The following is a 20,435-nucleotide window of genomic DNA, read 5'->3' as shown; positions in this document are numbered from 1 at the left end:
GGATCGCAGGTCGGGATCCCTGGTTCGAACCTCATCTGAGAGAGGGTAGAAAGCGGTAGGTAGTCAACTCAGAAGCGGGAAGAGCGGCCATCCCGACTGCCGCCTGCACCGGCCTGCCGAGGCAACGCCTTGTTGACCCTCAAATCCCGGCCCATCCAAGTAGCGCCATCCAGCTCGTCGATGGCTTTTTGCTCATCAGCTTCGTTTTCCAGCTCCACAAAGGCAAAGCCCCGTTTACGGCCAGTCTCCCGATCCACTGGCAGCTTAATTTGCTTAACGGTGCCGTATTCGGCAAACACAAGCCGCAGATCTTCTTCGCTGGCCTTGAAGGACAAATTACCCACAAAAATGGTCATGGCGTAGCACACTCCGAACCTTACCCTTTAGCGTTCAGTTCGGAGGCTCACCTGGTTAAACCATTCGCTCAATCCGAACCTCATGCCAACCACATCTTAGTCTTCCCAATGGCATTTGCAAAGCTATCCTTGCAGCTTTTTGTCCGAGAATTGGGAGAAGCTTTTGTAGCAAGATGGAAACTCAGGATCCTAACCTTCATGGGCGATTGCTTTGGCCCAACGGTTGGCGTTTGGGAGTGCCGGGAGAGCGGGGATAAGGAGGCGGCGTGGGGGCTACTTTCTCCAGCAGTAGGCAGTGGCGCACCCCACGGCTGCGGGGTGTGGTGAAGGCTTCTACATGGATCAGTTTTCCGCCCAGGAGCTCAAGGGCCTGCTCCAAAGTTTGGGCTTCTGCCTCGGTCCAATGGCCGCGATAGAGGATGGCGCGTCCCCCCACCTTGAGCAGAGGCAGGCAATACTCGGCGCAGGTCTCCGCCGAGGCCAGGGCCCTGGCCAGAGCAATATCATAGCTGCCCCGTTCCTGCGGGTCTTGCCCCCAAATTTCGGCCCGCTGAGCCACTGCCCGCGCTTGGGTGAGGGAGAGCCTTTGCAAGGTGTCCTGTACAAAGGCAATCTTGCGTTGGGTGCTGTCCAGCAGGGTAAAGCGGGTTTGGGGCAGGGCAATTTGGGCCGGGATCCCTGGAAACCCTGCCCCGGTGCCGATGTCGATCCCCCGCCAGGGCTGAGCTTGGATTGCCTCCCAGGATCCCAGCAGGCGTAGGCCCCGCAGCGAATCCCACAGGTGTTTCTCCCAAAAGTCGATGGGATCGGTGATGCGGGTCAGGTTCTGGGTTCGGTTTCCGGCCATCACCAGCGGATAGAGCTGTTGCAGTTGTTGCTGCTGCTGTTCAGAAGGCTGCCAACCCAGCTCCGCCAGCCAGCTTTCCCACAGCGTCTTGAGCTGTGGGGGCTCAGAGGAAGAAGCGTCAGCCTTCTTCATCCCAGGGATCCCAGTTTCAATCCAGCGGGGATGGCTCTGTCGGCCCAGCCTTTCAGCTCTTGGGTCAAGCCCTGCAAAGAACGGTCGGTGCCCAGCAGCTCTTGGTTTAAGCAAACCAACTCCTGCAAATCCAGCTCCTGACAGCTGGCCCAATCTTCCGCCAGCAAGTTAATCGGCTGCGGCTGAGCCTGAAGCAACTGATGAGAGGCCAACTCCAGCTCTACATTCAAAAGCACCTGCTCCAACCGCTCTACCCGCTCCTGCATTTGCGCCAGCAGGGCTGCCAACTGCTGACAGCAATGGTGAACCCGCTGAGCATAGACCTTGAGCGGCAGGGTCAGCGGCAGCAACGACTCAGACAACAGTTGAATCAGGTGCTGGGCCTCCAGTTCTTCCAGTTGCAGGTCTTGCCAAATGGCGTGGTAAAGATGGAGCGAAAGACGACAGGTTTCCAGGCGCTGGTAGCAGGGCTGTAATACAGAACCGCGCAGCTCCTGCAGATAGTCGGCCCACAGTTGCCCAGCCTCTACTACCCAACCTGTCTGGAAAAAACTCCACCCCTGGGCCAACAGCCAACTGATCAACAGGCCCGCCAACAATTGGTTTTTTTGTCGCAACAGGAAAGGCGAAAGGTGCTCTCCCCAAACGGCTAACCCCAGCCAGATCAGGGCAGCCAAAGTCAAATGGGGCAAGCTGATCATCTCGGCCAACAGCTGGGCAGACCAGCGCTGGCGCAGCATCCAGATCACCCCGGCGCCCAAGCTGTACAGCCCTCCCCCCAACAGCGGGATCAACACCAGCCACAGGGGTTGTCCCCTCCACAGGTGCGATAGTGACCCATCTTCGCCCAGCGCATCCCAACTGAGCAAGTACAAAGCCAGCAGAGCCAAAACCACGACCCAGCCCTGCTGTCGCTTGAGACGGCGGGCTAGAAGACGACGGCGGCGGCGCAGATAGGTTTGAAAGGACTCGGCAACAATCGACATAAAAAAATGGCACTGCGGATCCCTACCAATACCCCCACCGGCCTGGAGCGCTCCTTCACGATCATAAGTCTTAACTTTGCTAGGTCATCTGGCTTCTGTATTGCGTTGTTGGCGGGAGTCATGCCCAGCCGGTGGCCAGCTTTTTCAGGGGCTCATCAGGCGGTTTTTCGGCGAGACTCCTCCGAGAAGCGCTGTTTTCTCGGCAAGCCTGACAGAGGCTTTTTAGAGCAGGCAGCCGCGTGCAAGCTCTCCACCCCTGTTACCATGGAAGAGCCCTTAATGTTTCTTTCGTATCCATCGTATCCATAGCCAAGCTAGTCTCTTGGACCGGCTTTTTTATTGTGCACTGTGCCAGGTTTTGTGATCCCTTCTGCATCTCCTCCCAGTTCCGGCCTTTCCCCCCTCGAAGTGCAGCGCCAGATGATCGTCATTCTCGATTTTGGATCCCAGTACTCTGAGCTGATTGCCCGCCGCATTCGCGAAACCCACGTCTATTCGGAAATCCTTTCCTATCGCACCACTGCTGAGCAACTGCGGCAACTGCAACCGCAGGGCATTATCCTCTCCGGGGGCCCCAACTCGGTGTATGAGCCAGCCGCTCCGGTGTGTGACCCCGAGATTTGGAACCTAGGGATCCCGGTTCTGGGGGTGTGCTACGGCATGCAACTCATGGTGCAGCAGTTGGGGGGCAAGGTGGAAGCAGCCCAGAAGGGGGAATATGGCCGTGCCGCTCTGCACATTTTGGATCCCACCGACCTGCTCACCAACCTGCCGGAAAACAGCATCATGTGGATGAGCCACGGGGATTCGGTTACCGAACTGCCGCCGGGCTTTCACACCTTGGCCTCTACCGACAACACCCCCTGTGCCGCCATTGCCGATCCAAGGCGTCGTCTCTACGGGGTGCAATTTCATCCGGAGGTGGCCCACTCAGAGGCTGGCGCCTTTCTCATCCGCAACTTTGTCTATCACATCTGCGGTTGCGAGCCCACCTGGACAACGGCAGCTTTTCTGGAGGAAGCCATTCGAGAGGTACGTGCCCGTGTGGGCAATAAGAAGGTGCTGTTGGCCCTCTCGGGGGGGGTAGACAGCTCTACTTTGGCTTTTCTGCTGCACAAGGCCATCGGCGACCAGCTCACCTGCGTGTTCATCGACCAAGGGTTTATGCGCAAGGAAGAGCCCCAGCGGCTGCTGCGCCTTTTCCAAGAGCAATTTCACATTCCCGTCCACTACGTGGATGGCCAGGAGCGGTTTCTCCGGCAGTTGCAGGGGGTTACCGATCCCGAAGAAAAACGCAAACGAATTGGGGCAGAGTTTATTCGCGTGTTTGAGGAAGAATCCCAGCGGCTGGGTCCTTTTGAGTACTTAGCCCAAGGCACTCTCTACCCAGACGTGATCGAGTCTGCCAATACCCATGTGGATCCGGTTACTGGAGAACGCATTGCCGTCAAGATCAAAAGCCATCACAATGTCGGCGGCCTGCCCGAAAATCTGCGCTTTAAGCTGGTAGAGCCTTTGCGCAAGCTCTTCAAAGACGAGGTGCGGCAACTGGCCCGCTCTTTGGGTCTGCCGGAAGAGATTGTGGGCCGCCATCCTTTTCCGGGGCCGGGGCTGGCCATCCGCATTGTAGGCGAGGTTACCAAAGAACGGCTGGAAACCCTGCGAGAAGCGGACATGATCGTGCGGCAGGAGATCAACCGCTCCGGCTACTATCCCAAACTTTGGCAAGCCTTTGCCGTGCTGCTGCCGGAAGTGCGATCGGTGGGGGTGATGGGGGATAAGCGCACCTATGCCTGCCCGGTGGTGGTGCGGCTGGTTACCAGCGAAGACGGTATGACCGCCGATTGGGCGCGGGTTCCCTACGATCTCTTGGCCACCATTTCCAACCGCATCGTCAATGAGGTGCCCGGCATCAACCGCGTGGTTTACGACATCACCTCCAAGCCCCCTGGCACCATCGAGTGGGAGTAGGCGGGATCCCTGGCGTCTGGCCTCGATTCCCGGCTGGATCGATGGCTACCTATGGCCAGCTTCCGGCAGGGGATAGGAAGGGCTTGAGCTGAAGGGCTGAGCGGCTTGGACTTCCATTCGGGCCAAAGTCGTAGCGGCATCCGCCAGTTGCAGAGCGAGGTTGGCACGGCTAATGGGATCCCGTGCATTCCAGAGATCCTGTCCCAAACAGAACACCCGATAGCGAAAGGCTTTGATCGAGCGCGATGGGATGACCTTGACAGTCATAGCTACAACCTCTTCTCCACAGAGACGTGAATAGTCAGCAGAACCCGCTCGGGCTCAAGGTAAACAAATGTTACCAAAACAACCTCGTCCTCAGAGGCAATACTGACCGGGCAGGTGGCTTTCGGGGGTTCCACCCGTTCATGCCGTACCCCCACAGTGTATTCTCCAATTGGCAGGTCATCAAATCCAGCGTCCGCATAGATCAACTCAATGGTTTCTTCTGCAATCAACTGCCCCTCTCGCTCCAGGAAACTGAGAAAAGGGATCCCATCGATAGAGGTGAGCGCGTTGTTGGCCTGATTGCGGATCATCACAAAGATGTCGGACATGGAGAGTGGGCCATCACCTCAGGGCTTCATGATCGAGGCTGCTGGAACATTGCCCGACTGTTTTGAGCCTGGACTGCCGCCAATCCCTGATTCAGCGACCAAACCCTCGACCCCGCGTGGCCGGACGGGCAATACAGGCCTGGAGTTTTTCCCGCAACCGGGCTGTATCGAGCCGCTGACCGATGAGCACCAACTGGTTTTTGGGCTGGCGAGGCCAATCATCGCTGCTGAGGGTATAGCGCCGACCGCTGAGGTGAAAGATATGTCGCTCTGGGCTTTCCTCAAACCACAACACCCCTTTGGCACGAAAGACTGCATCGGGCAACTCGTTGAGAAAATTTTGGAAAGCATCCAAAGAGAAGGGCTGATCGCTCTCAAAGGCTAGGGAGTTAAAGCCGTCGGCCTCGATGTGGCTGGGATGGGAGTGGTGATGGTCAGGGTGCTCGCAGTGGTCATGATCATGCTCATGGTCATGGTGGTCGTGACTGTCGTGAACGTGGGCCTCTTCTCGGGGCAAGGAACTGGCCTGAAACAAATCGGTATCCAAGATCAGCTCCAGGGGGACTGCGCTATTGACAGTGCGCAAAATGCGGGCATCTTCTTTGATCTCGCGGATGCGTTTTTCCAGACGCTCGATTTCAGCTTCCTCGACCAGATCGGTTTTGTTGAGGAGAATCACATCTCCATAGGCAATTTGGCTATAGGCCACGTCGCTGTTGAACAGATCGGGGGCAAAGTTGGTGGCATCTACCAGGGTGATGATTGAGTCCAGCCGCGTCAGATCTCGCAATTCTGGCCCCAAAAAGGTGAGGGCCACCGGCAAGGGATCGGCCAATCCCGTGGTCTCCACCACCAAGTAGTCGATGTGGTCAGAGCGTTCCATCAGCCGCAACACGCTTTCGGCGATGTCGTCCCGGATGGTGCAGCAGATGCAGCCGTTGTTCAGCTCCACCAAGTCTTCTTCGCTGGAGACGATCAGCTCCGCATCGATGCTGATCTCGCCGAACTCGTTGACCAGCACCGCTGTGCGCATCCCTTTCTGGTTGTTGAGGATGTGGTTGAGAAGGGTGGTTTTCCCACTGCCCAAAAAACCTGTGATGATGGTGACAGGTAAGCCTCGCTTAGGCACTTCGATGGTTGCGGTCATAGAGTGGCAGCGATCCGATATAGAGGGAACTCTTCCACTTTATCCTCTTGTCCTCATTGCCCTAGCTGTCTGAAGCCGATTAAACCCTTCAGATGCGATCAGTAGAGCCTTTGCGCCTCGGCATTGGCGGCAGCCTTGGCTGTCTGAACTGGATGGTCTCTCTCTTTCCGGCTTAATCCTCCAGGGTCAGATCGCTTCCTCTAATCCCCCGGCCCTGAAAGTATGGTCATTTCAATGCAAACTAGGACACTGCACCCTACACCTAAAACGCTGGCCGCGTCGTCGCGTCAGCGTTGCAGAGCAATAATGCACGGAACCAGAAAGCTTTCCTCAGTAGCCCAGGCGTCTCACCCTAACCTGAAACAACTATAATCCTCTGAAAGCTCCAGAAACAATGTCTCTGGGTAGACCACAGTACAGAGCCACCCTAGCTTGGCCTGTCAAGATGCCTACCTGTCCTGAGTCACTTCCACCTGGTTGCCCGGCTCTAGGCTGACGCGGAACTGTTGGGCGCCTGCCGGCAAGGGATCCGGCGGTAGCTCCGGCAGGTCGGCAAATGGGGTTTCGGCTCGGCGCTCTCGGGCAAGCTCATTCTCCGGCTCGGCAGCCAGCAGGGATCCCGTCTCATCTACAGTTACTCGATAGGCCAAGCTCTCCGGCAAATCGGGGGGAGACTGCCACTGCTCTGCCAAAATGTCTCGCAGACGGGAAAGGGGATCCGCCCCTGCTGCCTCTCTTCCCGCTGTTGGGTCAGATTCTTGGAGGGATGTGGCCAAAGGCTGCGATTGACCCGTCAAGGCAGGGATGGTGAGCTGCTCTTGCGGGGAAGGGGAAGCTGCGGGATCCCTGGGGGTGCGGCTGGCCCAGATCCCAACACCGGCCACAACTGCGATCCCGCCCACCAGCAGGGCAGCGATCCCGGTGGGCTGTCGATACCAAGCCCGCGCCACCGAAGTTCCCAGACTGGCCAGTTGGGGAATATCGTCGGCCACCTGGGAGAGGTTCTCCAGCAGGTCGTACAACTGCGTCATCGACAGATCTACTTGTGCGATGCGATCTTCCCCTTGGCGCACCGTGAGACGATGAAAAATAAAATCAAGCGGACGGATGGCCACGGTACCGCTGAAGGTTCCCTTGGGTTCCCCACTCAAGTGGGATCCCACGTAGCGGTCGATTACGGTGATCAAATCGTTGAGCCAAACGTTATCGCCGTGTAAAGTTTTGACTGTCTCCCCCTGGCGGATTTCCAACTGACACTCGAAGCTGCGCTGGATGGCTTGCAGCGGCGGCGTTGCAGAGGAGTCTGAAGAATTGGAATCGGCAGGGGCTTCTCCCCGTACAGTCAGCGTAGAAGTGGGCTGTTGATAGGTGTGGCTAACCAGGGTAAGGTTGGGCATGGCAACTGCGGGCGAACAACACGGGTAGAGGGCTACAGAGGCGATAATTGACAAAACTGCCTCAAGAAGAGGGTGAGGCATCGGGGCCGGAGCTGTGGGCCACCCCCTCTTCCTCCAGATCGCTGCCGGCGGGCAAATCCATCTCAGGACGGCTGAGCAAGGCTTTCCACAGGCGCTGAGCACCCTTCGGGCTGCTGTAGAACATCAGCTCAATCAAGATGCGCAGGGCCAGCTCGGTGAGGCTATTCTCATCGCGCACATCCCCATCCACCATGCGGCTGCGGTAGTGGGAGAGAAATTCATCCAAGTAATCCCCCACCAGCGGTTGACGGAAGGGGCTGAGCTCTTGATCGACAGCGGCTTCCAGTTGCTCCAAGGTGCTGCGGATACGGGCTTGTTGCTGAGCAGCCAGATAGGCAATCACCATCACCAGGGCACGGGCCTCTTCGATATCCACCTTTTTGCGCCCACCGCTGCTGCGGCGCAAGGGGTTAGCGTTGCGCAGTCGCCAGAGAGTCACCCGATCGCCAATCTGCTCTTCCAAGTTGAGGGCTTTGGCTGCGGACAGAACCGCTTCGGAACTTTCTCCGCTCAGGGACTCCAGCCCCAGCAGTAGCAAGTCCAACTGGGCTTTGATGGTACCGGTGGCTGTACTCAGGCCAGCGGGCCGACTGTCTAACTGAATGTGCTTGTGTTCCACCGTCACGCTGTCAATGGGAGCTTTGGGTTTTGACGAAACTCTATGATCTCTTGTCCGAGCCAAACCTGCAACCTACCCCCCCGCGCTTGCAGGAAAAAAAGACTTTCTGGCCTTTGCTCTGGGCAAGGGCTTGGCTAACGGGATCCGACAGGCAGGGACTTATGTCTTTGTCGATCTGGAGAATCCTGTTGGCCAGCCCTATCTGGATGCCGAGGTGATTGCGGCGCTGGAATCGATTGCCGAAACCTTGAAGCTCTTTGGCAGCTACCCTGTGCATGACCCCTGCAAACAAGGTGCCCTATCCCAAACAGCAGGATCCCTGTCCTCTGAGGGGAAAGCGCGTCCAACGTAGAATCGAAATGACCAAGGACTGCTGTCTTGAGCGCTCAGGCAGACCAGGATCACTTCACAGGGCTCGGTAGCTTTGCCAGGCTTGCCAAAAAATGTAAAGAGAAAGAATGGCCAGGAAGCCCCGAAACAACAGACTGACGGTTTCATCGGGCAATTTGGGCAGGGTGCGTGTGCTAATCTGTACACCGATTAACCCCCCTGTGCCCAAGATTAAACCTGGGATCCAGAGCACATTTTGGTGGATAGTGCCGTCCCCCAACCCCAGGCCATTCCAGATCCAATCGCTGAGGCCCGCATGGCTGGCGGTGGCAGCAACTGCTGTGATCACAATGGCCCCCAGACTGGTCTGAATCGCCACTTTGATCGTCTCTTTCAGCAGCAGGATCTGCATTGGCACCAGGATCACCCCACCGCCGATGCCAAACAGCCCGGCCAACAAACCGGCAGTGCCGCCGGTCAGGGCGCGGGCTAACCAGGGAGACATCTGTCCTGAGGACTTCGCACCACTGTCGCGAACAGCAGCAGGCGGGAACTCTGTCTCCAGGGCTTGGGTGGCCACCTTTTTGCGCAGCTCCACCAGATAAGTGTTGGCCAGCAGCAACACCCCGAAGGCTGTCAACAGCAGGTAGCTGGGAAGACGACTGGCGATGATCGCCCCCACTTGGGCCGTAAGCAATGCGGGGATCCCCAGCAGGATCACCCGTTTCAAATCAAGCATGCCCATCCGCCAGTTTTGGATGCTGCCTGCAATCGAGGTCATAACGATGGAAAGGTTGCTGGTGGCTGCAGCTTGAACCGGTGGTATCCCCAAGCTGACCTGTAAGGGCACCAGGATCGTTCCACCGCCAATGCCCAGAACCCCGGCTAGGATCCCTGCCACCAAGCCCCCAACTGCCAAGGCCAGACCCTTTTCTTCCATTGCTTCTCGGCCCTGCTCATCAACAAAACAAGCAAAATGTCTGTTATGGTAGCATTCTCCGTCCTCGGCAAGACCATCAGGGAAGGGATCCCTTGGGGCGGGGTTGAAAAGAAGCGCATCATAAAATGTTGGACAGTCGTACTGATCTGGTGCGGATCGCGCTAGCGCGCCAACTTCTCCACAAGCAGGGAAGCCTTCATGGTTGCCATTCATCCGGCAAATGATCTAGGTGCTCTGAAAAATCCGGGTTCTACGGCAGAAGGATCCCAGCCCGCTTGGTGGCCTCAATCTGGGCAGCAACAGGGAACTGTGGCCCCTCTGCAACCTCTGGGGCTGGTTGCTTTGGAAGGTTTGGCCACCTGGGGAGATCGCCTGTTGGGCTTGGATCGGGTGAGGGGCTATTTGGTGGAAATTCAAGAGCACAACACCCTGCTGCTCAATCCCCATCATGTCCATTCTTTCCAAGGCGCTTACGGTTTGTGGGTAGAGTCAGAAGGGGATCAAGCGTGGATTTGGCTCAGTCGGGAGCAAGAGGCGCAAATCTTGCGCATTCCCATGTCCGCTCTGCAGCAACCGGGATCCCTGGAAGCCTTTCCAGTGTGTAGGTGCCCCTACCCTATCGAAGGGATCGCCCTCTGGAGCGATCCCCACACGGGAAACCGCTACCTCTATGCCACCTGCTACCGACGGGAAAAAATCCTGCAACTGGATCCCAGCCGTGGCCTTATTGTGCAGGAGATGCCTGCCCCTGGGGTTGGCCGAGAACAGATTGCGGTGCAGGGAGACTACCTCTGGGTGAGCGATCGGGTGGAAGAGACGATCTACGTGCTGGAGCGCCAGACCGGGCGAGAACTGGCCCGTATCCTCACCCCTTCTCCTGGGCCAACAGGCTTGGCCCATTGGCGGGGGCAACTCTGGGTGGCCTATGCCCACGAAGAAGCCTACATCCACGACAACCCCAACGCTCCAGATCCCTTGTCGGTGGCCCTGCGCGATAAAACCTGGGTGGCCCCCCTACGCCTGCGGCCTTTGGATCCCCCTAGCTCCCCCGACCCCACTGGCGGCAGTGGAACCGAGGCCGAGGATTCCCCCATTGCCTGTCCGGTAGTTTTTCAGCCCCAGTGTCTGGGGGAACGCGCCACCTACACCCTCTCCCACGGCTATCGGGTGGAGCTGACCTATGTGGAAGAAATTGCCCAAGAAGAGCCGCGCTTCCTGCCCGATTTAGTCTGGCGAATTGCCTTGCCCTGCAACAGCCTTCGCCAACGGGTGCGCAGCCTGCACTGGGTAGGTCTGCCGTTTGAAGTGGAAGAGCAATCTGGCCAACAGGTGGCGGTGTTTTCGCTGGGATCCCTGGGGGCCCATGAGGTGCGCTTGTTTGGCTGGCGGGCGGTGCTGGATCTCTACAGTATCAAGTACTGCATCGATCCACTGGATGTAGAGGCTGCCGTTTTGCCCAGAGAGCTGCGGGATCGCTACTTGGTGGACGATGACTACCTGGCCATGGACACCTCGATTGTCCGAGAGGCAGCGCGGCTGGCCGTTGGCAGCGAGACCAACTTGCTGCGCAAAATGCTCAATATCCGGGCCTATGTTTACGACAAGCTCTCCTACCGGGTCACCTCTCGCATCGATCCGCCGGATGAGGTTTTGCGGCGTGGCTCCGGTTCTTGTGGCGAATATGTGGGGGTGCTGTTGGCTTTGGCCCGCCTCAATGGGATCCCTTGCCGCACGGTGGGGCGCTACAAATGTCCTCCCCATCCAGAACTGAAAGGGATCCCGCTGTTTCCCCAGTACAACCACGTGTGGATTGAGTTTTATCTGCCCGGCTGGGGTTGGGTGCCGATGGAGTCGAACCCCGACGATCGGGGGGAGCGCCCCTATTCGCAGCGCTACTTCATGGGCTTGCCCTGGACCCATGCCGAGATCGCCAAAGGGATCCCTTTCGAGACGATCAACACCGACCAAGCCTCAATTGGGGAGCTGGCCATTAACCATGTGCAGTTTCGCATCTTAGAAGAAATTTGAAAGGCGAATAGAGTGAGAAAACGGGCCTGAGATTGGCCAACACTGCTCCGGGAGTGATTTTTGCCGAAGATAACAATGTGGCTCCTGATGTGGTGTGGGTAAGCCGCTCTCGACTGAGAACAGCGTTAGGGGCGGATGGCAAACTCCACAGTGCCCCAGAATCGGCGGTAGAAGTGCTGAGCCCTGGAGCTCGCAATATTGGCCAAGATAAGCAAACTAAGCTCAAGCTTTACAGTCGGCTTGGGCTACAGGAGTATTGAGTGGTGGACTGGCAACAGCAACAAGTGGAAGTATACCGGCGTCAGCAAAGGCAGTTGGTGTTGATCAAAACTTGCTTGGGAAAGATGAATTGGACTCGAATTGGACTCGCCGTTGCTGCCGGGGCTTGCGTGCCCGATTTCACAGCTGTGGATGCCACCTCTTGCCTGAGTCTGGTGGGAGCCCCATTGCTCGCTCGAAAAGCTGCCACCCGAATGGGGAGCTGTCAATAGAGCTGCACTCCGCGGGCGCGAATGTCGCTTTTTCTTCCCCAGCCTGATGCTGGAATGGCTATGGGCCAACAACAGGGCTCTGCCCCCATCTGGGGCTTGCGTTAAAGACTAGGATAGGAGACTACGGCGGGGCTTGGCTTCGCTCCAGGCACATCCATCCAAAGCAATCCGCTCTACCTCCGAGGCCAGCCTCAATGCTTTCAGGGCCTGTTCCCCACCCACAGAAGGTTGGTTGCCCCCCCGCACGCAATTGATGAAGTGCTCCAGTTCGGCATGCAGCTTGTCGATATTGTCGGTGTGGACTTTCTCAATCAAACAATCCCGCTGGTAGGGCATTTGGCCGTAGTCGCTGGTGCTGCCGACGGATCCCTGGCGGTACACCGAGATCTCATTGTGTAGAAAATCTGCTTCTACCAAGGCATTCTTGCAGTGGACGGCAATTTTGCGCACCTTGCGGTGGGTGACCTTGCTGGCAGTGAGGGTGGCGATGGCACCGTTGGCAAAAGTGAGAGTAGCCGTGACGTAGTCCAGGTAGCCCAGCTTGGAGATGCGGTTGCCGCTGGCGGTAATCTGGGTCACGGGAGATGGGATCAGCTCCAGCAACAGATCGATGTCGTGGATCATCAAGTCGAATACCACCGACACATCGCTGGCGCGGTCGGAATAGGGGCTGAGACGGTGAGCCTCAAAAGCCAGAGGTTCCTCCGCCTGCAAGACTTGGCCCAGCTTTTGGAAAACAGGGCTGAAGCGCTCGATGTGCCCCACCTGCAAAATACAATTGCAATCGGCAGCTCGGTTCACCAGCGATTCTGCTTCGCTGATGCTGGCAGCGATGGGCTTTTCGATCAGCACATGTACCCCGGCCTCCAGGCAGGCCATACCCACCTCGTGGTGCAGAACCGTCGGCACGGCAATGGCCACGGCAGCTACATGGGGCAGCAGATCGCGGTAGTCCTCATAGAAATGAACGCGGTGGCGGCTGGCCACATCCAATCCCCGTTCCACGTTGATATCCGCTACCCCCACGACCCGCACATCCTTCATCAGGCTGAAAACGCGGGTGTGGTGCTGGCCCATGTTACCTACCCCGATCACCCCAACCGGGACAGCTTGCTCTGAATAAGCCAGTGGACGGCGGGGAGAGTTGGCAGAACTCGGGCAAGATCGGGCCATGACGTTTCCACTACCTCCACCACAAGGGTTTCGCGAACCTCGCTCCATCTTTCGGTAACGGAGCGCCGCATTTCACGAAACAAACTTCACAAAGCTTACCATGCCTCCCTTAGATCCAGTTCAAGCCGGGGATGGGCGGCAGGTGCAGCGGGGGCTGTTGGCAGGATTGGGGGCTGAAACAGAACAGCGGCACCGGGCTAGAGCGAAACCACATGCGGGCGTAGAATCCGCTTGGACTGAGGGGCAGGCCAAGCCAAACGGGGAAAAAGAAGACAAAGGACGCCAAAACCAAGGCCACCGCCGTGATGCTCGCCCCGCGCCAAAAGCGGCGATAGCTCTGCCAGCCCAGCAGCACCAACCAAGCCAGGGCTAGGGTGCTAAACGCCAGAGCGCTCATGTAGTGGTAGATAAAAACGCAGCGGCTGACCCTAAACCAAGGCAGGTAATTGGCCGCATAGCCAATCAAAATGAAGGCTTCGAGACCGTGAAAGTGGCGGATCCCTCGCCAGACAAGCACCAAGATGGATCCCGTCCCCAGCCACCACAGCCAAGGATTGCCCAAGCCATGAACAGCTTGCCAGAGGTTGCCCTGACTGCCGAAGTAGTAGGCCACGGGGCGGCCCAGGATCGGCCAGGACCAAGCTCCTGCCGAGGCCAAGGGGGTGGTCAGCCAAGGACGCAAAGCCGGGAACCAAGCCACCAGGGATCGCAAGCTGGTGGAGCAGTAGGGGTGAACAGGGGTCTCTTCGTTCACCACCAGGTGGGCTGCCATGTGGCCGCCGTAGATGGATTGGTTGATGAGCACCAGGGATCGGAAATAATTCTGGATGCCCGTCCAGCTCCAATCCAGAGTTAGTCCCTGTTGGGGATTCAGCTGCAGGTGCGGGATCCACTGAATGGCATAAAAGGCCAGCGGAGCGAGGACGAAGCAGAACGCATAGTGCCACCAGCGCAGATGACGAATCTGGCTCAAAATGCCCAACCGTGGGATCCACTGCGGGCGCAGCCAGACCACCCCCCAGACGAGGATCCCCAACAGAGCAAACATGAAGGTAAACCAGAGGCCATTCCACTTCACCGAAGCTGCCGCCCCCAACAGGATCCCGGAGCAAGCAAAGTGAGCAGCCCGTCGCCAACCTTGGTCTTCTAGACCTCTCAGCAACAGAATGGTCGCTGCCAGCCCAAAGGCTACCAGATACACGTTGATCAGGCCAAAGCGGGATTCCACCAGAAACACCCCATCGGTCAGCAGCAAAACCCCGCTCAACAGAGCAAAGCCCACGTGGTAGGTGAGGCGGTAGGCTAAACCGGTCAGCAACAGCGGGATCAGGGATCCGCAAAAAGCAGTGGCGAAGCGGAATCCCCACTCGTTGCGGCCAAACACCCGAATGCTAAGGGCAATGAAGTACTTGCCCAAAGGGGGATGCACATCGTAAAAAGGCTTGCCATCCAGGTAGTTCTGGGCAAACTCCGGGAAGTACACCTCATCGAACACAGGTGCCGGGAACTCGTCCAGCCGCCACAGGCGCAACCCCAGACCCACCAGAAAGATCCCCAGCGCTCCCCATACCAGCCACTGTCGGGATCCCACAGCACTGTGCGGGGATCCGAGGATGGGCACAGCTAGCAGCAAGCTGCCCTGAGACCGCTCCGGCCCGGGGTCAATGGGGGTTGGCTCTCCAGTCATGGATAGGGCACTCTCAACACTCCGGCGAGGATCCCTAGGGATCCCCAGTGTTACTTTAGCCGACCGTGAAAGCCTAAGCGATTCCAAAGCAAACCACTGCTAGACTGTAGAATTGAATACAAAGTTGGCCAACTTCTGGCCAGTACCCTGTCTGCGCTGGCGCTCCTGAGAGCGGGCGTTTGACGTTCGGTCATCTCAGTGGGGAGGAGACACCGTGGCGACTGGTGGATATGCGTTGGTGGACAGCCTGCACCGGCATGGGGTGCAACACATCTTTGGCTATCCGGGGGGAGCCATCCTCCCCATCTACGACGAGCTGTACAAAGCCGAGTCTCAGGGGCTGCTCAAACATTACCTGGTACGCCACGAACAAGCGGCTGCCCACGCCGCCGACGGATATGCTCGCGCCACTGGCAAGGTGGGGGTGTGTTTTGCTACCTCTGGCCCAGGGGCGACCAACCTGGTGACGGGCATCGCCAACGCCATGATGGACTCTGTACCGATGGTGGTCATCACTGGGCAGGTACCTCGCCATCTGATTGGCACCGACGGCTTCCAGGAGACGGACATCTTTGGCATCACCCTGCCGATTGTCAAGCACTCCTACGTGGTACGGGATCCGCGCCAAATGTCTCGGATCGTGGCAGAGGCTTTTCACATTGCCGGGACAGGGCGGCCCGGGCCGGTGCTGATCGACATCCCCAAAGATGTGGGCCTAGAAGAGTTTGACTATCAACCCGTCAGCGAGATCAACATCCCCGGCTACAAGCCCACCGTGCGAGGCAACCCACGGCAAATCCATGCGGCGGCCAAGCTGATCCTGCAGGCCAAACGGCCCTTGCTCTATGTGGGGGGTGGAGCGATCATCTCCGGTGCCCACGCCGAAATTGCCGAGCTGGCCCACACCTATCGGATCCCGGTGACCACCACCCTCATGGGCAAAGGGGCTTTCGATGAGAACGATCCCCTGTCGGTGGGGATGCTGGGCATGCACGGCACGGCCTATGCCAACTTCGCCGTCACCGAGTGCGACCTGCTCATTGCGGTGGGGGCCCGCTTTGACGATCGCGTGACCGGCAAGCTAGATGAATTTGCCAAGCACGCCAAAGTCATTCACATCGACATCGACCCAGCCGAGGTGGGCAAAAACCGTGCGCCCGATGTGCCGATTGTAGGGGATGTGCGCACTGTTCTGGTGGAGATGCTGGCTCAACTGAGCAAAATGCCTTCTACTCCAGGCCTAACTCAGGCCTGGCTGGATCGGATCGAGCGCTGGAAGCGGGACTATCCCCTGCAGGTGCCCAGCTACGAAGGCGTGATTGCCCCCCAACAGGTGATCGATGCCTTTCGTCGTCATGCTCCCCACGCCTACTACACCACCGATGTTGGCCAGCATCAGATGTGGGCGGCGCAGTTTCTGCGCAACGGGCCGCGCCAATGGATCTCCAGTTCTGGGCTGGGCACCATGGGCTACGGTTTCCCCGCGGCGATGGGAGTCAAGGTAGCCCTGCCTCACGAAGAAGTCATCTGCATCAGTGGCGATGCCAGCTTCCAGATGAACATGCAAGAGCTGGGCACAGTGGCTCAGTACGGCATTGCCACCAAAGTGGCCATCATCAACAACGGCTGGCAGGGCATGGTGCGGCAGTGGCAGCAGGCCTTCCACGGCGAGCGCTACTCCCACTCGGATATGTCTCCCGGAATGCCGGATTTTGTTAAGCTGGCCGAGGCTTTTGGGGTGAAAGGGATCCGCGTCGATCACCCCGATCAACTGGAAGATGCCATCCAGGAGATCCTCAAGCACGAGGGGCCGGTAGTGGCCGACTTTGTGGTCAAGCGGGACGAAAACTGCTACCCGATGGTGCCTGCCGGCAAAGCTAACTATCAGATGATCGGGCTGCCGGAGAAGCGGCAACTGGAACAAGCCGCCGAGCTGATCTACTGCCCCAATTGCGGCACCAAAAACCCCACCCTGCACAAGTTTTGCGCCGAGTGCGGCACCAAGCTCTAGAATCGGTGGCCTGGCCATCCGGCTGGGGAAGGCGGGCCCCAGCAGCAGGGAGTCTTCGGGGATATCGGGGCTACTGAACAAGCCAGATTAAAACGCTCCCTGAGCGCTCTGCGAGGCCAACACGAGCGACTCCTGCCCCTTTCCCAAAAGGAGAGGAAGGTTGGGATCAGCGCAACGAACGGAGGATCCCTCCTGCCCTGGGGTAGTTCGATCCCCTCAAGGAGGGTAGCCGGAAACTTCTGCCTCTGGTGTCTCTGGCGGTCGGAAGCAGGCACCCTCCAGACCTGCCCAACCGGCTTAGAGGGGTCGGTAAACCCGGTAGTTGAGATTGGGGAAGATGTTGTCCATATATTCCACCTTGGCCAGCCACTGCTCCTCTTCAGGGGTGGCCTTCTCCCGCCGAAACTGGCCTTCTTTGATCTTTTCGTAGAGGTGATTGAAGCGCAGCAGATGAGACTTGGTGCGGCGCACCGCGTAGGGAACCATCGTCCCTGTGCGCATGATAAAAGCCCAGTCAGACGATTGAGCCAGTAGCAATTCTCGCGCCGCCTGGTTCAAGGCCCGCCATTCTAGGTCATCGGCAGGCTCGCGACGGCTCAGCTCGATCATCCGCTCGGTGGCCTTGTGCAGGTGGGGGTAGATCCAGGCGTTGGTGGGGTTGAGCCAGTACTCGTGGAAGCCGCGCGCCCCCCAACTGGACTGGGCAGGTTTGCACACCTGCTGGGTGGGGTTCTCCCGCAGGTACTCCGCCAGGTGAGTCATGCGGTAGGTGTTTTGGTCGAAGTAGCTCTTGCGGATGAGAAAATCCAAAAACCAAGGGCCCTCGTACCACCAGTGGCCGAACAACTCCGCATCGTAGGGGGCCACCACCAGCGGCGGGCGGCCCATGACGCTGTACAAATATTCGATTTGCCGCTGGCGGTTGAACATAAAGTTGCCCGCATGCTCTGCCGCTTTCTCCCGCGCCCAATAGGGGTCGTAAAGCTGCTTTTGCCCCAGGTCCAGGTTGCGCCCGGTGATGCGGTGGTACTTGATGCCGGTGTTTTTCCGCTGGCCGTTGGGCATGATGTAAGGCTTGATGTACTCGTAGTCGGCCTCATACCCTAGGTCTTTGTAGAACTCGCGGTAAACCGGATCCCCTGGATAGCCCACCTCTGCCGACCACACCTGCTGCGAAGACTCGTGATCCCGCCCGAAAACGGCAACGCCAGTCTCGGTAAAAATGGGGGCGTACATGCCGTAGCGGGGCCGTGGCTTGGCGTAGAGAAGACCATGGGCGTCGGTGATCATGTAGCGCAGGCCAGCATCGGCGATCATCCGCTCCAGCCCTTGGTAATAGGCGCATTCCGGCAGCCAGATCCCCCGCGGCCACTGGCCAAAGTGTTCGTTGTAGTGCTCACAAGCTACAATCAACTGCGCCCAGACTGCCTGCGGGTACATCTGCATCAAGGGCAGGTAGCCGTGGGTAGCCCCACAGGTGATGATCTCCAGGTTGCCGCTGTCTTGAAACTGCTTAAAAGCTCGCACCAGATCCCGGTCGTAGCGCTCCCAGAGATCCCGCACCATGGCAAACTGCTTGATGTAGTGCTCCGCCAGGTAGCGAATGTGGCCGTTGGTGGCGTTTTTGTCGTACTCCAGCTGGGCCAGCTCTTCCAATTTGGTTAGGTAGTGGTCGTAGCGCTCCTGCAGCAAGGGATCCCGCAGCATCGACACCAAGGGCGGCGTCAGGGACATGGTGAAGCGAAAGTCGATGCCATCTCGCTGTAGCCCCTCGAACATGTGCAGCAGCGGCACATAGGTCTCCGTGATGGCTTCGTAGAGCCATTCTTCCTCCAGCACAAAGTCTTGCTCAGGGTGGCGCACAAATGGCAGGTGCGCGTGGAGTACCAAAGCGAGATAACCCATAGCGGCCAGGGATCCTTAGGTGGGAAAAAATAACGGGGCGAGCCCACCTTCTTCAGCAGCAAATCTGTAGAGAAGGTTAAGCCCCCAATTGCTACCTATCGTCCAGCATTTCATCCGCGGGGTCAAGGGCTGGGATCGCTGGGGATCGCTGTCAGACTCAGCGGTGACGGATGAAGTCGTAGATCTCCAGGTACTCCTTGCCGGGATAGTTCCAGGAGTAGTCGTAGCTCATGCCTTGGATCTGCAGTCGGCGGAACTGGTCGGGAGCGGTGTACCAAAGGTCGATGGCCCGGTCCAGAGCCGACTCCAGAGCTGCCGGATCTGTGTGATAGAAGACGTAACCATTGCTTTGTTCGGGCAATTTGTGGGGATCGTAGTCGCGGTCGAAGACGGTATCCACCAGGCCGCCCACTCCTCTCACCACCGGAACTGTGCCATACTTCAAGCCAATCATCTGAGTGAGTCCACAGGGTTCGTAGTGGCTGGGCACTACGATGATGTCTGCCCCCGCATAGATAAGGTGGGAAAGTTCTTCGTTAAAGCCCAACTCAATGTGAACATCGGGGTTGTTGTTGAGGTAGCTTTTCTCGTGGGCAAACCAAGCGCCGATCCCTCGCTCCGTAGCGGATCCCAGCAGAACAAATTGGGCATTTTTGAACAGGGAGCGGTAGATGGCATGATGCACCAAATGCACGCCCTTTTGCTCGTCCAATCGCCCGATATAGGCCACGATAGGCTTGTCAACATCCTGCAGTAGCAGCCGATCCCGCAGAGCTTTTTTGTTTTTAGCTTTATTTTCCAGCGTTTGAGCAGTGTAGCGCACGGGGATAAAGCGGTCGATCTCCGGGTTCCAAATGTCGTAATCGATGCCATTCAAAACGCCGCGAAACTTGTGCCGGTGCAAGTAGAGGGTATGGCCAAGTCCATAGCCGTAGTCGCCAAATTGCACCTCCAGCGCGTGATTGGGAGAGACCGTAGTGACAAAGTTGGAAAAAACAATTCCCCCCTTCATAAAGTTGAGAGAAAAGGGGTTGAAGTTATCGCGCAAACGGTCGTAGTGGAAGTAGTAGGGTTCGCGGTTGAGGCCGGTAGCCCAAAGAATCTCTGGGCCGCCAAAGCCTTGGTGTTTGAAGTTGTGAATGGTGTAGCACACCCGCTGGTTTCCCATGCCGTGGTACTTGTAGATCTCAAACAGCAGCACCGGTACCAACCCTGTCTGCCAGTCGTGGCAATGGATGATGTCGGGGCGCTTGTTGCTTTGTAGGAGAAACTCCAAAGCCGCCTTGCTGAAAAAAGCAAAACGCATGTTGTCATCCGGGCAGCCGTAATAACACCCGCGATTAAAGAAGTTGTCTCCTGAGTGAGGCTCAATGAAAAAGCAAAGGCGGCCATGCACCCAGCCGCAGTACACCGAACAGTGGATGGCCCCCCCGTACCAGGGCACCCAGAGATCGCGATAGGCATCGTGCAAGCCCCAGATCTGGTCGTAGCGCATCGTGTCGTACTTGGGCAAAACCAGCTCGACACAGTGCCCCCGCACTTCCAGCTCCCGGCTGAGGCCGTACACCACATCCCCCAGTCCCCCCGCCTTGATGACCGGGGCACATTCAGACGCAATCTGCACGATGTACATTTCGAGATCTCCTGTAGCAGAGCCTTACCTTTCTTCACAAAACGATAATCGTTTTTGGCCCCGACAGAACATCCCTCGCAGCGGCAAGGGATCCCCACAATTAGG

At 57.9% G+C, this 20,435-nt stretch carries 17 protein-coding genes and 1 pseudogene; 5 read left to right on the top strand and 13 right to left on the bottom strand.

Annotation, left to right across the window (positions count from 1 at the left end; all coding sequences use genetic code 11):
- Window positions 1-68 precede the first annotated feature (68 nt).
- The 3 genes from NW816_RS03165 to NW816_RS03155 all read right to left on the bottom strand — a co-directional run bounded on the left by NW816_RS03165 (window position 69) and on the right by NW816_RS03155 (window position 2,321).
- Window positions 69-356 (bottom strand): RNA recognition motif domain-containing protein, encoded by a 288-nt coding sequence (locus NW816_RS03165; protein ID WP_414329140.1) that lies wholly within the window; start codon window positions 354-356, stop codon window positions 69-71.
- Window positions 357-552: 196 nt separating this feature from the next.
- Window positions 553-1,335, bottom strand: coding sequence for a 16S rRNA (guanine(527)-N(7))-methyltransferase RsmG (gene rsmG / locus NW816_RS03160; RefSeq protein ID WP_414341738.1), 783 nt, complete (start codon window positions 1,333-1,335; stop codon window positions 553-555).
- Entirely contained in the window at window positions 1,332-2,321 is a 990-nt protein-coding gene (locus tag NW816_RS03155; protein ID WP_414341740.1) for a hypothetical protein, read from the bottom strand. Before NW816_RS03155 ends, rsmG begins: the two co-directional genes overlap by 4 nt.
- Window positions 2,322-2,741: 420 nt before the next feature.
- Here NW816_RS03155 and guaA point away from each other — a divergent pair, with 420 nt between their 5' ends.
- Complete coding sequence (gene guaA, locus NW816_RS03150; RefSeq protein WP_414331898.1) at window positions 2,742-4,292, top strand: glutamine-hydrolyzing GMP synthase; 1,551 nt, start codon at window positions 2,742-2,744, stop codon at window positions 4,290-4,292.
- A gap of 45 nt (window positions 4,293-4,337) precedes the next feature.
- On the opposite strand, the gene NW816_RS03145 is transcribed toward guaA, so the two are convergent.
- From NW816_RS03145 to NW816_RS03125, 5 genes are all read right to left on the bottom strand, one after another.
- A complete protein-coding gene (locus NW816_RS03145) occupies window positions 4,338-4,559 on the bottom strand; it encodes a hypothetical protein (protein WP_414408216.1) in 222 nt (73 codons plus the stop codon).
- 2 nt (window positions 4,560-4,561) lie between these two features.
- Complete coding sequence (locus tag NW816_RS03140) at window positions 4,562-4,888, bottom strand: hypothetical protein (RefSeq protein ID WP_238376924.1); 327 nt, start codon at window positions 4,886-4,888, stop codon at window positions 4,562-4,564.
- Between the two features lie 91 nt (window positions 4,889-4,979).
- Window positions 4,980-6,035, bottom strand: a complete 1,056-nt coding sequence (locus NW816_RS03135) for a CobW family GTP-binding protein (protein WP_414408215.1) — start codon at window positions 6,033-6,035, stop codon at window positions 4,980-4,982.
- 449 nt (window positions 6,036-6,484) lie between these two features.
- A complete protein-coding gene (locus NW816_RS03130) occupies window positions 6,485-7,432 on the bottom strand; it encodes a DUF4335 domain-containing protein (protein WP_414408214.1) in 948 nt (315 codons plus the stop codon).
- 61 nt (window positions 7,433-7,493) lie between these two features.
- Window positions 7,494-8,138, bottom strand: a complete 645-nt coding sequence (locus NW816_RS03125) for a DUF3038 domain-containing protein (protein WP_414408213.1) — start codon at window positions 8,136-8,138, stop codon at window positions 7,494-7,496.
- Between the two features lie 124 nt (window positions 8,139-8,262).
- Between NW816_RS03125 and NW816_RS03120 the strand changes: the two genes are divergently transcribed.
- Window positions 8,263-8,484 carry a hypothetical protein gene (locus NW816_RS03120; protein WP_414357796.1) on the top strand — a complete coding sequence of 74 codons (222 nt, stop codon included), beginning with the start codon at window positions 8,263-8,265 and terminating at the stop codon, window positions 8,482-8,484.
- Between the two features lie 54 nt (window positions 8,485-8,538).
- Here NW816_RS03120 and NW816_RS03115 read toward each other — a convergent pair whose 3' ends face one another.
- Window positions 8,539-9,402: a sulfite exporter TauE/SafE family protein gene (locus NW816_RS03115; protein WP_414408212.1), complete on the bottom strand. Its 864-nt coding sequence runs from the start codon at window positions 9,400-9,402 to the stop codon at window positions 8,539-8,541.
- Between the two features lie 198 nt (window positions 9,403-9,600).
- On the opposite strand from NW816_RS03115, the gene NW816_RS03110 reads away from it, so the two are divergent.
- Complete coding sequence (locus NW816_RS03110; protein WP_414408211.1) at window positions 9,601-11,430, top strand: transglutaminase domain-containing protein; 1,830 nt, start codon at window positions 9,601-9,603, stop codon at window positions 11,428-11,430.
- Window positions 11,431-11,462: 32 nt separating this feature from the next.
- Entirely contained in the window at window positions 11,463-11,690 is a 228-nt protein-coding gene (locus NW816_RS03105; RefSeq protein WP_414408210.1) for a Uma2 family endonuclease, read from the top strand.
- Between the two features lie 339 nt (window positions 11,691-12,029).
- On the opposite strand, the gene NW816_RS03100 is transcribed toward NW816_RS03105, so the two are convergent.
- Window positions 12,030-13,094 (bottom strand): Gfo/Idh/MocA family oxidoreductase, encoded by a 1,065-nt coding sequence (locus NW816_RS03100; protein WP_414408209.1) that lies wholly within the window; start codon window positions 13,092-13,094, stop codon window positions 12,030-12,032.
- A 109-nt stretch (window positions 13,095-13,203) separates the two neighbouring features.
- Window positions 13,204-14,781, bottom strand: coding sequence for a phospholipid carrier-dependent glycosyltransferase (locus tag NW816_RS03095; protein ID WP_414408208.1), 1,578 nt, complete (start codon window positions 14,779-14,781; stop codon window positions 13,204-13,206).
- Between the two features lie 211 nt (window positions 14,782-14,992).
- Here NW816_RS03095 and ilvB point away from each other — a divergent pair.
- A pseudogene (gene ilvB, locus NW816_RS03090) lies at window positions 14,993-16,792 on the top strand (biosynthetic-type acetolactate synthase large subunit); the annotation flags it as partial.
- 297 nt (window positions 16,793-17,089) lie between these two features.
- Here the strand turns inward: ilvB and NW816_RS03085 are convergent.
- A complete protein-coding gene (locus NW816_RS03085; RefSeq protein WP_414408207.1) occupies window positions 17,090-18,697 on the bottom strand; it encodes a glycoside hydrolase family 57 protein in 1,608 nt (535 codons plus the stop codon).
- Between the two features lie 157 nt (window positions 18,698-18,854).
- Window positions 18,855-20,330: a glycogen synthase GlgA gene (glgA, locus tag NW816_RS03080; RefSeq protein WP_414408206.1), complete on the bottom strand. Its 1,476-nt coding sequence runs from the start codon at window positions 20,328-20,330 to the stop codon at window positions 18,855-18,857.
- Between the last annotated feature and the right edge of the window lie 105 nt (window positions 20,331-20,435).

This window comes from Synechococcus sp. W55.1, from assembly GCF_047461655.1.
GTDB lineage: Bacteria > Cyanobacteriota > Cyanobacteriia > Thermostichales > Thermostichaceae > Thermostichus.
The sequence above is the reverse complement of the archived record's forward strand: the minus strand, read 5'-3'. Positions and strand labels throughout refer to the sequence as shown.